The organism is Microbacterium sp. Root61, from assembly GCF_001427525.1.
Lineage (GTDB): Bacteria > Actinomycetota > Actinomycetes > Actinomycetales > Microbacteriaceae > Microbacterium.
Genome location: NZ_LMGU01000002.1, coordinates 144302 through 157882, shown reverse-complemented (window position 1 = coordinate 157882; position 13581 = coordinate 144302). Strand labels below are relative to the sequence as shown.

Genomic DNA, 13581 nt, shown 5'->3' with positions numbered 1-13581 from the left:
GCGGCGCGTCACTCCAGCACGAAGTGCGCGGGGGTGCGCTCTGCCAGCACGTTGCTGCCTGACTCGTCCGCCGTCGGCTCCGGACGCGTCGCGATCCGCGCGAGGCGCCGGCGGGCTTCTGCCGGCTCGGGCACGAGCATCGCGTCCAGCAGGCGCTGGGTGTACGGATGCAGCGGATTCTCGAAGATCTCGCGCGTGGGTCCGAGCTCGACGATGCGGCCGCGGTTCATCACCGCGGTCCGGGTCGCGATCTCGTTCACCACGGCGAGGTCGTGCGAGATGAACAGATAAGTGAGGTCGAGCTCGCGCTGCAGCTCGGCCAGCAGCTCGGTGACCTGAGCCTGGATCGACATGTCCAGCGCCGACAGCGGCTCGTCGCACACGATGAAGGTCGGGCGCACGGCGATCGCGCGCGCGATGCCGATCCGCTGACGCTGACCGCCGCTGAACGCCCGCGGGTACTTCTCCACCGCATCACCGGTGATCCCCACCGAGTGCAGCGCCTCGATCGCCCGTGAACGGGGGTCGGCCTCGGTGGTGAGCACCGTGAGGGGCTCCATCACGTTCTGCAGCGCCGTGCGGTGCGGATTCAGCGACGAGAACGGATCTTGGAAGATCACCTGCATCGAGCGGTGGAACGGCGCCCGCTGGGCCCGCGGCAAGGCCGTGAGATTCGTGCCCTCATATGACACCGAGCCGCTGGTCGGCGTCTCCATCTGCAGCATGCAGCGGCCGAGCGTGGACTTGCCGCTGCCGGACTCCCCCACGACTGCCAGGGTCTCGCCGCGGTGCACGGTGAGATCGACACCGTCGACGGCGCGCACCTCGCCTTCGCGGCGTCCCCACGCGTTGCGAACGGTGAAGGTCTTGGTCAGCTGCTCGACCCGCAGGAGCTCCCCACGGTCCTCGTTCGCGATGTCGGTCATGACGCACCCCCCGCCAACGCATCGGGTGCGGCATCCAGCAGGGACTTCGTGTAAGGATGCTGCGGCGCACGGAACAGCTCGTCCACCGCTCCGCGCTCCACGATGGCGCCGTCCTTCATCACCATCACGTCATCGCACAGCGCGGCCACGACGCCGAGGTCGTGCGTGACGAGGATCACGGTGAGATCGCGCTCCTCCTGGAGGCGTCGGATCAGTGCGAGGATCTGCGCCTGGATAGTCGCATCCAGCGCCGTCGTGGGCTCGTCGGCGACCAGCAGGCGCGGCTGGACGAGCAGTGCCATCGCGATCATCGCGCGCTGCCGCATGCCGCCGGACAGCTCGTGCGGGTAGCTGCCGAGCACCCGGTCGGGCTCGGGGATGCGCACCGAGACCAGCGCCTCGCGCGCCAGCACCCGCGCCTCGCGCCGGGACACCGGGTGGAATCGCCGCGCGACCTCGGTGAGGTGGGCGCCGATCCGCACCAGCGGGTTGAAGGACGTCATCGGGTCCTGGAAGACCATCGAGACGGGCAGACGGTCCTTCCCGAAGCGCTCGGTGACGTCCTCGCCGTCGAAGTGGATGCCGTTCCAGCTGCGCTGCGCGCCGTCCGGCAGGATGTCCATGATCGAGCGGAGCATCATCGTCTTGCCGGATCCGGACTCGCCGACGATCCCGACGATGCGCCCCTGTGGGATCTCGATCGAGACGTCGTCGAGCACGCGGACGGTACCCCCGGTGCGCGCCGGCAGATCCACCGACAGCCCGTCGATACGCAGCAGCGGTGTCAGGTCGTTCATGACCCACCCCGTTCCGAGACCGTCTGGCGGAGCACGTCTCCGAGCACGTTGAAGGACAGCACGCTGAGCAGGATCAGCAGACCCGGGATCAGCGCGAGATACGGCGCGCTCTGCAGGCTGCCCTGCGCGGTCTCCAGCAGCGAACCCCACGACGCCATCGGCGGCTGGATGCCGAGCCCCAGGAAGCTCAAGGCCGCCTCGGTCAGCATCGCCATCGAGATGCTCGCCGTCGCCGCCACGATGATCGTCGGCGCCGCCTCCGGCAGCACGTGCCGCCACACGATGCGCTCACGCCGCTCGCCGATGTAGCGGGCGTAGCCGACGTAGGTGCGTTCGCGCAGCGACAGCGTCTCGGCGCGTACGAGTCGGGCGGTGCCCATCCAGGAGAACACGCCGATCACGATGATGATCGTCCACAAGCCCGGCTTGAGGAAGACGCTCGCGACGATGACCAGCACCATCCACGGGATGGCGGAGAGGAAGTCGACGAATCGCATCAGCGCGTCATCGATGCGACCGCTGGAGTACCCGGCGATCAGACCGACGACGACGCCGATCACGGTGGCCGCGGTCATCGCGAGGATGCCGACCATCAGCGAGATCCGGCCGCCGTAGATGACCCGGGAGAAGTAGTCGCGCCCGAGTTCGTCGGTGCCGAACAGGTGCGCCGCGCTCGGCGGCTGCGAGCGCACCGCGAGGTCGGTGCTGGTCGGGTCCAGCGGCAGCAGCGGCGCGAGCAGGCACACCAGGCCGATCAGCACGAGGAAGCCGACGGCGAGCCAGCCGGGCACCGATGCCAGCGACCGTCGTCGGGTGGTGAGGAGGCGTACCTCCGAGGCGATGCTCATGCGCGGCCTCCGATCCGGATGCGCGGGTCCGCGACCACGTAGAGGATGTCGGCGATGAGGTTGCCGATGATCACCAGGAACGCGGACAGCAGCAGCACCGCGAGGATGACGGGATAGTCGAGGCTCTTGGTGGCGGTCAGGAAGTACGGACCGACACCCGGCCAGCCGAAGATCGACTCGATCACGATGGCGCCGGTGACGAGGATCGGAAGGGCGAGTCCGAGCTGCGTGATGATCGGCAGCATCACGTTGCGGCTCACGTGCCGGGAGAAGATCTCGCGGCGGGAGGCGCCGAAGCCGCGCTGCACCAGCACGTAGTCCTGCGAGAGCTGGGAGATGGTCGCCGACCTCACATAGCGGGCGATCTCCGGGAAGAACGCGACGATCAGCACCAGCGACGGCATCACGAAGTGCCGGAGGAAGTCGATGGGGTCGCCCTGCTTGCCGACGGAGTGCATGCCGATGATCGGGAACCAGCGCAGCTGATAGCCGAAGACGTAGATGACCAGCAGCGCGAACCAGAAGGCCGGCGTCGCGATGCCGATGCCCGCCAGCCCATCGATCATGCGGTCGATCCAGGTGCCCTTGCGCGACCCGGCCCACAGGCCCAGGACCAGCGCGAGGATGAGCGCCGCGATGTACGAGGGCGCCACCAGGATGACGGTGTTCGGGATGCGGATCAGGAGGTCGTCGGCGATCGAGTGGCGGCTGACCAGCGAATAGCCGAGATCGCCCTGCAGCACGTTGCCGAGCCACAGTCCGTACTGGACGAGGAACGGCTGGTCCAGGCCGTAGCGCTGGCGGACGATCTCGACAGTCTCGGCCGACATGTTCGGGGTCGTGACCGCATCGACGACGTCGTAGGGCGCGAGGTGGATCAGGAAGAAGACGACGAACGTGACCGCGAGCAGCATCGGGATGACCTGCAGCAGCCGTCGGCCGATGTATGCGAGCATGCGCCCTCCTTCCTCAGTTCCGTACACGCGACGACGTCACGGATGCGCCGTGTGGCGCATCCGTGACGTCGAGGGTTCAGCGCTCGGTCAGCAGACCGAAGTTCTCGAAGGTGTAGATCGGCACGGTGCGCGCGTCCTCGACACCGCCGATCCGCGGGTTGACGGCGAGGATCTTCAGGCTATCCGCGAACGGGAAGATCACGGCGTCTTCGGCGATCTGCTTCTGCAGGTCGGCGTAGACGGCCTTGCGGGCGTCCTGGTCCAGCTCCACCGCACCGGCGTCGAACAGCGCATCGGTGGCGGAGTTGGAGTACTGGAAGTAGTTCGCCGAAGCACCGGTGCGGTACAGCAGGCTGTAGGCGTCCGGGTCCTGACCCATGATGTAGCCGCCGAGGAACGCGTCGTACTGGGAGTCGGCGCCCTTCTCGATCTCGGCGTAGACGGCGGCGGGCTCGACACCGGCGAGCTCGACCGTGATTCCGGCGGCCTTGGCCTGCTGCTGGATGAGCGTCGCCTGCGTGGTCTGGGCGGGGTCTGCGCCGGCGTAGGCGAGAGTGATGGTGAGGTCGGACACACCGGCCTCCTTCAGCAGCGCAGCCGAGGCATCCAGGTCCTGGTCGTACTTCTCGACGTCCTCGGTCGCGAACGGGTTGCTCGGCGGGAGGATCGTGTACGCGGGCTGGAAGTACTCCTCGCTGAGGAAGGCGCCGTTGCTGATCTCGTCGCGGTCCAGCGCGAAGAACAGCGCCTGGCGCACCTTCGGGTCGGTGATCTTGGCGAGGTTCAGTCCGAGGTAGGCGACGCGGCCTTCGGCGTACGGGTAGATGTCCAGCCCAGCGCCCTCGAGCTCGCTGATCTGATCGGGCGTGACGAACGAGGCATCCGCTTCACCCGTCTGCAGCGCGGTCTTGACCGTGTCGGCGTTCGAGACGATCTGCAGCGTCAGCTTCGGGATGTTCGGCGCCTCGCCGTAGTAGTTCTCGTTCGCCTCGAAGGTGAGGTACTGGCCGCGCTGGTAGTCGGTCAGGACATACGGTCCGGAGCCGACCGCGAGCGGGTCGAGCTCGGTGACCGAGAAGTCGGTGACGTCGCCGTAGATGTGCTCCGGGATGATGTAGGTCTCGGTCGCGATGTTGCTGAGTGCGGCGGCGCTGATCGACGGGAGCGTGAACACGACCGTGCGGTCGTCGGTGGCTGCGGCCGTGATCGGCTGGTCGCCGACCCAGAGGAGGTCGGCGTTGCCGTTCTCGCGGACCGCCTTGTTCGTGTATGTGAAGACGACGTCATCAGCGGTGAGGGGCTCGCCGTCCGACCAGAGCAGGCCGTCCTTCAGCGTCACGGTGACGGACAGGCCGTCTTCTGCGGGCTCGATACTCTCGGCCAGCTCGTTGACGACGGTGCCGTCGCCCTCGATGCGCGCGAGCGGCGAGTAGACGATGTTCGTGACCGTCAGTCCCCAGCGGTCGCTGACGTTGATCGGGTTCAACGACGACGGGTCGCTGGCGATCACGTAGCTGAGTTCACCGGTGGCCTCCGTCGCGGAGGACTCCTCCGGGGCGGCACCTCCGGCCGCGCAGGCGCTGAGGGCCAGGGCGCCTGCGACGAGCAGGCCCAATGGAGCGAACAGTCTTCTCTTGGGCATTTTTGTTGATCCTCAGCTGTGTGGTGCAGGTCCTGGTGCGACCCGTGCGGCCAGCATAAGCACCTGCTCGAGCTGGGGAAGATTCGAGGGCCTCCAGCATTGCGAACTGTGTCATCGCGCCATGTATTCCGTCTCTCGGGAGACGTCTCCTAGGCTCGACGCATGCTGCTGACCGACCCCGTCGCGCTCGAGAACGAGTACGTGCGCCTGGAACCTCTGACCGCCGCGCACGCCGAGGAGCTCGTCGCCGCCGCCGCCGGCCTCGAGCACACCTGGTACACGTCGGTGCCCACGACGCCCGAGGCGGTGCATGCGGCGATCGGCCAGCGGCTCGCCTGGCACGCCGCCGGTTCGATGAATCCGTGGGCGGTGCGCGACCTGCGCACCGGTCGCGCGGTGGGGATGACGACCTTCTGCAGCATCGACCAGCCCAACCGGCGCGTCGAGATCGGGCACACCTGGCTGGGCCTGGAGGCGCAGCGCACGGCGATCAACTCAGCGGCCAAGCTGCTGCTGCTCGGCCACGCCTTCGACACGTGCGACGCGATCGCCGTGCAGTTCTGCACGCACTGGCACAACCGGCAGTCGCGCGCGGCGATCGAGCGGCTCGGCGCGAAGCTCGACGGCGTGCTGCGCAACCATCGGATCGACCCCGACGGCATCCTGCGCGACACGGTCGTCTATTCGATCCTGCCGACGGAGTGGCCGGCGGTCCGGCGCGGACTGCAGGAGCGTCTGCTGCGCGGCTGAGCCGCCCCAGCATCCGTCCGTCCCTCCGTGTCCGTCCGCCCGTGCGGGGGCTTGCGGGCGTGCGGGCTTGCAGCACGAGCCGTCCGTCCGGGTGGGCGTCCGTCCGGGTGGGTGGGCGTCCGGGTGGGTGGGCGCCCGTCCTCCCGGGTGGGCGTCCGGGCGTTGCGTCCCTGCCGTGTGCGGGCTTGCGTCCCTGCCCGCGTGCGGGCTTGGGGCGCGATCCGTCCGTTGGGGCGCACGAATCACGCCCCAAGGGGCGAAGTACGCCCCAACACCGGGGGTGGGGCCCACGTCGCGCACGGGATCCTCCACGGCGGCAGCGCAAGTGCGATCTGTCCACGGATGCTGGGAGGCACGGCTACTCGGGCCGTGACGGCCGCCAGCGTGTGGGATATGAATCCGCTGCGGCTCTACCGATACGACGATCTGCTGTCGAGGGGCATGTCAGCACGCCGGCGAACCGCGTTGATCCGCGCGAAGAGGTTGGTGTCGGTGCGGCCCGGATTCTTCGCTGACGGTACGGAATGGACGGCGGCCTCACCCGAAGAACGCCTCGTCGCGACTGCCCGGGCTCTCGACCTCATGTCGACGACACGGCCGGTCGTCTCACACGAGACCGCAGCAGCGGTTCACGGCCTGCCGCTGTTCCGCCCGAACGACGGGACTGTGCACGCGATCGTCGCGGCGGAGCGGCCCGGGGCAGCGCGCGGCGTGGTTCGCCACCGTGGAGACCTTTCCGACGACGAGGTCATCGAGGTGAACGGCCTGCTCTGCACGAATCTGGCACGCACTGTCGCCGACGTGGCGCGAACCATGACGTTCGAGCAGGCCGTCACCGTCGCCGACGCCGCGCTGCGTCGAACCTGCGTGCCGCGCGCGGGCGTCTATCTCACCGACAGGCACACAGACTTCCGCAAAACGGTGGCCGAGATCGCCCGGCGCTCTGCGCACGGCGTGGCCCGGGCTCGACGTGTGCTTGCGTTCGCCGATGGGAGGGCACAGCTGCCCGGCGAATCGATCAGTCGCATCAGGCTCTACGAGCTGGGATTTCGCGGCCTCGACCTGCAGGTACGGGTGCCAGGGCCCAAGGGCACGAACTTCTATGTCGATTTCGGCTTCGAAGAACAGACTGCCTTCGGCGAGTTCGACGGGACGATGAAGTACAACGATGGGCGACTCGTCGACGGTCGCACGACCGCAGCGATCTTCGACGCCGAGAAACAACGCGAAGACTGGATCCGCGGAACAACCAACCGCCGCATTGCCAGGTGGGGCTGGCCGCACATCAAGACTGCGACCGCACTGCGTTCCCGCCTCACCGCCTTCGGAGTGGTGCCGACCACGTGAGCACCGGTACCGGCATCCGTCCCCTTCCCGGTTTCCGCCCACCTTCCCGGAGTTCCGCCCACCTTCCCGGGTTTCCACCCACCGTCCCCGATTTGGGGCGTGATTCGTCCGTTGGGGCGCGCCAATCACGCCCCAACGGACGAAATACGCCCCAAACCCGCGGGGCGGTGGATGCTGCGGGTTACAGTCCGCCGTCAACCCCGACTGCAACGCGGCAGAGAGGGGCAGAGTCGACTCCAGCGCGGCGGAGAGCGGCGGAGAGCGGCGGAGCCGACAGCGTGGCGGAGCCGACCTAGCGCCTCACCCGTCGATGACGGCGACGAGCTCGTCGAGGAACGCCGTGAAGTCGGTGCCGCGCCGCACGATGCGCTGCACGCTGTCCCGCTCCGAGAACACCTCGACGAACTGCTCGAACACGGTCTGGAACGCTTCCCGGTCGGTCTCCGAGAACGCCACCATGGCCACCACCTGGACGCGCCCGTCGCCCCACGGGATCGAGGGGTCGGCGATGCCGATGGCGATCGCGGTGCGGGTGGCCGTCATCCCGAGCGCGTGCGGCACGGCCAGCGCGTCCGTGAAGGCGGTCGAGGACAGCTGCTCGCGCTGGATGGTCCGCTCGACGTAGTCCTCGTCGATGACGCCGCGCTCCACGAGCAGGGATCCCAGGCGCCGGATGACGGCATCCGTTCCGGGATCGGCGTCCAGTCCGCGCACGAACGCGTGCGGATCGAAGTAGCGCTCCAATTCGGTGCGCAGGCGCGCGAGGCGGCGGCCTCGCCGGATGCGCCCCGCCGCCGCCTGCACGCGCTCGATGTCGGCGTCGGTGAGGAACGGCTGGATGCGGACGATGCGGTCGCTGGCGGCGCCCGGGTCGATCGTCGTCAGGACGAGGTCGGTGTCGATCGTGTCCCAGTCGGGGTCGACGCGCGTCTCGACCCCGACGACCTCGATCGCCTGGCCGAGCGAGCGGTCGACGCTGGAGCGCAGCAGCTCGTGCAGCTCGTAGTACCCGGGGCACACGATCGTGGCGGTCAGCAGCTGGTCGGCCCGGCGGCTGCGCTCGAGCCGACCTCCGACGTGCATCGCGATGTAGGCGATCTCGTCGTCCAGCAGCGGGATGCCGAGCCGCTCCTGGAGGCCGCTCGCGATGAACACGGCGACCTCGAAGATCATCGGGTAGGTCGACTTGAGCGAGCGGGTGAGCGGGTTGCGCGACCACGCCTGCTCGCGGGAGCGGTGCAGCAGGTTCTGCACGTGCAGCGCGAGGCGCAGGATGAAGTCCTCGTGCGCGATGTCGACCAGGAACTCGGCCGCGGCCCGCTCCACGACCTCGCGCACGGCGCGTTCGACCTCGGGTTCGAGTCGGGCGCGGGCATCGTCCGCCGGAGCGGTGGCCCCCGGTGCGACGACCCGCGTGAGCACGAGCGTGGCCAGATGCTGCCGGTCGCCCGCACCGAGCTGCACCCCGAGGTGGCGCTCGGCGAGGCGGTCGATGATCTCGCCGACGTCGCGGTGCGCGGGCTGCTCCGCGGTGGCGCCGTCCAGGCCCCGCCCGCCGGCGACCCGGTCCGCGGCGATGGCGATGTGCATGACCACGTCGGTGATGCCGAACTCGTTGACGAAGTAGCCGAGGCCGCCGAGCTCGGCGACCAGGTCGGTCTTGAAGGGTCCGAATGCCTGTGCTCCGACGGACCCTTCGCCCAGGGTTCGACGCAGTGCGGCAAGGTCGAACGAGCCCGCCTCCATCTCGTCGTGCGCGAGCCTGCTGAGCAGCCGGCGCTGAGCCATCTCGGTGCCGCGCAGCCTCGCCCGTTCGGCGGAGCGCTCCAGCGTCAGCTCGGTGCCGCCGAGCAGCCCCCGCACCCTCGCCAGGTCGGCGTCGACCGTGGCCGGGCTGACGTGCAGCCGGTCGGCCGTCTCGAACACATCGATCCCGTCGGGGTTGTCGAGCAGGGCACGCACGACCGTGTGCAGGCGATCGCGTGGGGTTCCGGCATCCGCTCCCCCGCCGGCGCGCGCGGCAGCGCCGGCCTCCGCTCCGGCCCGGTAGCCGAGCGCGCCGGATTCCACGGCGGCACCCGAGGGGACACGGGCGTTCAGCGCGGTGACGTACGAGCGGACGCTGCGCGGGGTGACGCCCAGCGCATCGGCGAGGGTCGCGGCGGTGGACCACTGTCCGTCGCGCAGGAGGAGCGCAAGCAGGCGATCCTGGCGCGCTCTGGTCACGTCGTCCTCCCGGGTCCCGCGCTGACCTAGCGCGTGCACCAGTCAACCACGCCGATCCGTCCGGCGGCCGGGAGCGAGCGACCGCCTTCCGCAGGGGCGGAAACAGACCTGGTTGTCCGCTCCCAGGGAATTCACAAGAATGGGCACAGGAGGCGGGTCAATGCGGATCCTTGTGGTGTGCGGTGCCGGTGCGTCCAGCACCTTCGTTGCCCAGCGTGTGCGGCATGCCGCCCACGACCAGGGGTTCGCCTACTCGGCGTTCGCAGGCACCGAGAGGTCGCTTCCGATCGATCTGGACGGCGCGGATGTCGTCCTGGTCGGTCCGCACCTGGCGCACGCGCTGGAGCGGATCGCACAGGATGCCGCGGAGCGCGGCACGACGGTCGTGCTGCTGCCGCCGGACATCTTCACCGATCTGGACGGAACCCGCACGCTGGCCCTGGTGCGCGCCGCCGTGCTCGAGAGCGAAACCCACGACGACCCCGGCGCCTGAGCGCCCACGACCAACCAACGAGAGGAATCGACATGGCTCAGCTCACCCGCACGGTGCGCATCGGCTCGGCGCACGGACTGCACGCCCGCCCGGCGAAGATGTTCGCGCAGGCGGCCAAGGAGTCCGGCATCCCGGTCACCCTTGCCAAGGACGCCGGGAAGCCCGTGAACGCGGCCAGCATCCTCGGCGTGATCGCACTCGGCATCGAGCAGGGCGACTACGTCACGCTGGTCGCCGACGGCGACGGCGCCGAAGCCGTGCTCGACACCCTGAGCGAACTGCTGACCACCGACCATGATGCGGCCTGACGCCATGCCGAGTGAGACGGATCTGAGGAGCGACCATGAGTGAGCTGCGCGGAGTGGGGATCGGCCTGGGCGTCGCACAGGGGCCGGTGGCGCGGATGGCCGAGCCGCTGCCCGCCCCGAGCGATGCGCCCAGCGAGCGGAGCAAGGAGGACGAGGCCGCACGCGTGAAGGATGCCGTGGCCGTCGTGGCCCGCGAGCTGGAGGCTCGAGGGGCGCTGGCCGGGGGCGCGGCGCAGGACGTGCTCGAAGCGCAGGCGATGATGGCGGAGGATCCCAGCCTCGAGGAGGAGGTCGGCGCACGGCTGGCCGAGGGTCACACGGCCGAATGGGCCGTGTTCGATGCGTTCGCCTCGTTCCGCGAGACCCTCACCGCCATGGGCGGCTACCTCGGCGAGCGCGCCGCCGACCTCGACGACGTGGCGCAGCGGGTCATCGCCCGGCTGCGAGGGGTGCCGGCTCCGGGCGTGCCCGACCCGGGGCATCCGTTCGTGCTCGTCGCGAAGGACCTCGCTCCCGCAGACACCGCGCTGCTGGATCTGACCAAGGTGCTCGCGCTCATCACGACCGAGGGCGGCCCCACCTCGCACACGGCGATCCTGGCCCGCGAGAAGTCGATCGTCGCGATCGTCGGAGTGGCCGCAGCCGCGGACCTCACCGAGGGCGAGACCGTGATCGTGGATGCCGCCGGCGGAGTCGTCACGCGGCAGCCCTCGGCCGACGAGCTGGACCGCGCGCAGAACCGGGCTCAGGCACGGGCCTCGGCGGCGACCGCGCCGATCACCCCGGGCGCACTCGCGGACGGCACTCCGGTGCCCCTGCTGGTCAACCTCGGAAGCCCCGACGGCGCCGCCGAGGCGGTCGCCCTCGGCGCCGAGGGCGTCGGGCTGTTCCGCACCGAGTTCCTGTTCCTCTCCTCGAGCAACGCCCCGACCATCGAGCAGCAGCGCGGGTCGTACACGAAGCTCCTCGCGGCTTTCCCGGGCAAGAAGGTCGTCGTCCGGGTGCTGGATGCCGGCGCCGACAAGCCGCTCCCGTTCCTCAACGACGCGCACGAGGAGAACCCCGCACTCGGGCTGCGGGGACTGCGGGCGCTGCGGGCGAGCGAGGACATCCTGCGCGAACAGCTCACGGCCCTGGCCGCCGCGGATGCCGAGGCGCGCAGCATGCCCGGCGGCGGCGCGGACCTGTGGGTCATGGCGCCGATGGTCGCGACCGTCGAGGAGACCGAGTACTTCACCGCGATCGCCCGCGACTACGGCATCCGCACCGCCGGGGTGATGGTCGAGGTGCCGTCCTCGGCGCTGCTGGCCGACCGGGTGCTCGCGCACGCCGACTTCGCGTCGATCGGCACCAACGACCTGACGCAGTACACGCTCGCCGCCGACCGCCTGCTCGGCTCGGTGGCCGCGTTCCAGGACCCGTGGCATCCAGCCGTGCTGCGCCTCATCCGCGAGGTCGGCGATGCCGGCCGTCTGCACGGCAAGCCCGTCGGGATCTGCGGCGAGGCCGCCGCGGACCCGCTGCTCGCCGTCGTGCTCGTCGGTCTGGGCGCGACGAGCCTCTCCATGGCCCCTACGGCTCTCGCCGACGTCCGCGCGAGCCTTCTGCACTACACGGTCGACGACGCCCGGCAGATCGCCGGCGCCGCACTCGCCGCGGATGACGCATCCTCGGCCCGCGACGCGGCACGACAGGCCGCCGCCGCCCTAGAGAAGGAGATGTAGCCATGACAACGTCGTCAGTCCCCGCCACGACCGGCGGAAGCAAGACACGGGTCGGAGTACAGCGCTTCGGCACGTTCCTGTCCGGCATGATCATGCCGAACATCCCAGCCCTGATCGCGTGGGGAATCTTCACGGCCTTCTTCATCGGCGTCGGCTTCACCCCGAATGCCGACCTGGCGACGATCGTGGGTCCGTTCATCCACTATCTGCTGCCGATCATCATCGCCTACACGGGCGGCAACATCGTCTACGGCATCCGCGGCGGTGTGGTCGCCTCGATCGCCACCATGGGCGCGATCGCCGGGTCCGACCTGCTGATCGCAAACATCAACGCGACGCTGCCGGCCGACAACCAGCTCGGCCAGGTGCACATGTTCATCGGTGCGATGATCATGGCGCCGCTGGCCGCGTACACGATGAAGTGGCTCGACAGCCTGTGGGAAGGCAAGATCCGGGCCGGCTTCGAGATGCTCGTGAACATGTTCTCCGCCGGGATCTGGGGCTTCGTCATGGCCGTCGTCGGGTTCTACCCGATCGCGTGGCTCGTCAACGGCCTGATGCAGATCCTCAGCAATGCGGTGAACTGGCTGGTGGAGATGAACCTGCTGCCGCTCACCAGCATCCTGATCGAGCCGGCGAAGGTCCTCTTCCTCAACAACGCGATCAACCACGGCGTGCTGACACCGCTGGGCATCCAGCAGTCGGCGGAGGAGGGATCCTCGATCCTGTTCCTGCTCGAGGCCAACCCCGGCCCCGGTCTGGGCCTCCTGCTGGCGTTCACCTTCTTCGGCATCGGTGCGGCGCGCGCCTCTGCCCCCGGTGCGGCGCTCATCCAGTTCGTCGGCGGTATCCACGAGGTGTACTTCCCGTACGCGCTGATGAAGCCGATCCTGATCCTCGCCCTCATCGGCGGTGGCATGACGGGCGTCACGACGAACATGCTCCTCGGTGGTGCGCTGAGAGCACCGGCTGCCCCGGGCAGCATCATCGCCGTCCTGGCCCAGACAGCGACAGGGAAGTACTTCGCCGTCATCCTGTCCGTGATCCTCTCCGCCGCCGTGACCTTCTTGATCTCGGCGATCATCCTGCGCGCCTCGCGCAAGCGGGACCTGGCGGCGATGGCGGCCACCGACGACGCGTTCGGCGCGGCGATCACGCAGACCGAAGCGGCGAAGGGCAAGTCCTCCGACGCACTCGGCGGCCTGCGCGCGGGTGCGGCGACGGCGCCGGGCGGCGGCATCGAGCCTGCCGTCATGACCGAACGCGAGATCAACAACATCGTGTTCGCATGCGACGCCGGCATGGGCTCCTCCGCAATGGGCGCGAGCGTGCTGCGCAACAAGATCAAGAAGGCGGGCATCGAGGGGGTCACGGTCGTCAACAAGGCGATCGCCAATCTCGATGCATCGGCCGACCTGATCATCACGCAGAACCAGCTCACCGACCGTGCGCGGCAGCAGGCGCCGAACGCGGTGCACGTCTCGGTCGACAACTTCATGAACTCGCCCAAGTACGAGGAAGTCGTAGACCTGGTGCGCGAGCAGCACAAGGATGGTGCGTAAGC

The 13581-nt window shown here is 69.2% G+C and carries 12 protein-coding genes; 6 read left to right on the top strand and 6 right to left on the bottom strand.

Annotation, left to right across the window (positions count from 1 at the left end):
- Window positions 1-8: 8 nt before the first annotated feature.
- From ASD65_RS17020 to ASD65_RS17000, 5 genes are all read right to left on the bottom strand, one after another.
- Window positions 9-926: an ATP-binding cassette domain-containing protein gene (locus ASD65_RS17020; RefSeq protein WP_056225485.1), complete on the bottom strand. Its 918-nt coding sequence runs from the start codon at window positions 924-926 to the stop codon at window positions 9-11.
- Window positions 923-1723: an ABC transporter ATP-binding protein gene (locus tag ASD65_RS17015; RefSeq protein WP_056225481.1), complete on the bottom strand. Its 801-nt coding sequence runs from the start codon at window positions 1721-1723 to the stop codon at window positions 923-925. The genes ASD65_RS17020 and ASD65_RS17015 overlap by 4 nt, the downstream gene beginning before the upstream one ends.
- On the bottom strand, window positions 1720-2571 hold the full coding sequence (locus ASD65_RS17010; protein ID WP_056225478.1) for an ABC transporter permease: 852 nt from the start codon (window positions 2569-2571) through the stop codon (window positions 1720-1722). The genes ASD65_RS17015 and ASD65_RS17010 overlap by 4 nt, the downstream gene beginning before the upstream one ends.
- Window positions 2568-3527, bottom strand: a complete 960-nt coding sequence (locus tag ASD65_RS17005) for an ABC transporter permease (protein WP_056225474.1) — start codon at window positions 3525-3527, stop codon at window positions 2568-2570. The genes ASD65_RS17010 and ASD65_RS17005 overlap by 4 nt, the downstream gene beginning before the upstream one ends.
- 76 nt (window positions 3528-3603) lie before the next feature.
- Window positions 3604-5169: an ABC transporter substrate-binding protein gene (locus tag ASD65_RS17000; protein ID WP_056225472.1), complete on the bottom strand. Its 1566-nt coding sequence runs from the start codon at window positions 5167-5169 to the stop codon at window positions 3604-3606.
- 162 nt (window positions 5170-5331) lie between these two features.
- Here ASD65_RS17000 and ASD65_RS16995 point away from each other — a divergent pair, with 162 nt between their 5' ends.
- Entirely contained in the window at window positions 5332-5919 is a 588-nt protein-coding gene (locus ASD65_RS16995) for a GNAT family N-acetyltransferase (protein ID WP_056225469.1), read from the top strand.
- Window positions 5920-6288: 369 nt separating this feature from the next.
- Complete coding sequence (locus ASD65_RS16990) at window positions 6289-7266, top strand: hypothetical protein (protein ID WP_056225466.1); 978 nt, start codon at window positions 6289-6291, stop codon at window positions 7264-7266.
- Between the two features lie 300 nt (window positions 7267-7566).
- On the opposite strand, the gene ASD65_RS16985 is transcribed toward ASD65_RS16990, so the two are convergent.
- Window positions 7567-9492: a BglG family transcription antiterminator gene (locus tag ASD65_RS16985; RefSeq protein ID WP_056225465.1), complete on the bottom strand. Its 1926-nt coding sequence runs from the start codon at window positions 9490-9492 to the stop codon at window positions 7567-7569.
- 160 nt (window positions 9493-9652) lie between these two features.
- On the opposite strand from ASD65_RS16985, the gene ASD65_RS16980 reads away from it, so the two are divergent.
- From ASD65_RS16980 to ASD65_RS16965, 4 genes are read left to right on the top strand one after another with little or no spacing between them, the layout of a single operon-like run.
- Window positions 9653-9985: a PTS sugar transporter subunit IIB gene (locus ASD65_RS16980; RefSeq protein WP_056225461.1), complete on the top strand. Its 333-nt coding sequence runs from the start codon at window positions 9653-9655 to the stop codon at window positions 9983-9985.
- A gap of 32 nt (window positions 9986-10017) precedes the next feature.
- A complete protein-coding gene (locus ASD65_RS16975) occupies window positions 10018-10293 on the top strand; it encodes an HPr family phosphocarrier protein (RefSeq protein WP_056225458.1) in 276 nt (91 codons plus the stop codon).
- 35 nt (window positions 10294-10328) lie between these two features.
- On the top strand, window positions 10329-12017 hold the full coding sequence (gene ptsP / locus ASD65_RS16970; protein WP_056225455.1) for a phosphoenolpyruvate--protein phosphotransferase: 1689 nt from the start codon (window positions 10329-10331) through the stop codon (window positions 12015-12017).
- Window positions 12018-12019: 2 nt separating this feature from the next.
- The gene (locus tag ASD65_RS16965) at window positions 12020-13579 is read left to right on the top strand and encodes a PTS mannitol transporter subunit IICB (RefSeq protein WP_056225454.1); all 1560 of its coding nucleotides are present in this window, start codon (window positions 12020-12022) and stop codon (window positions 13577-13579) included.
- Window positions 13580-13581 lie beyond the last annotated feature (2 nt).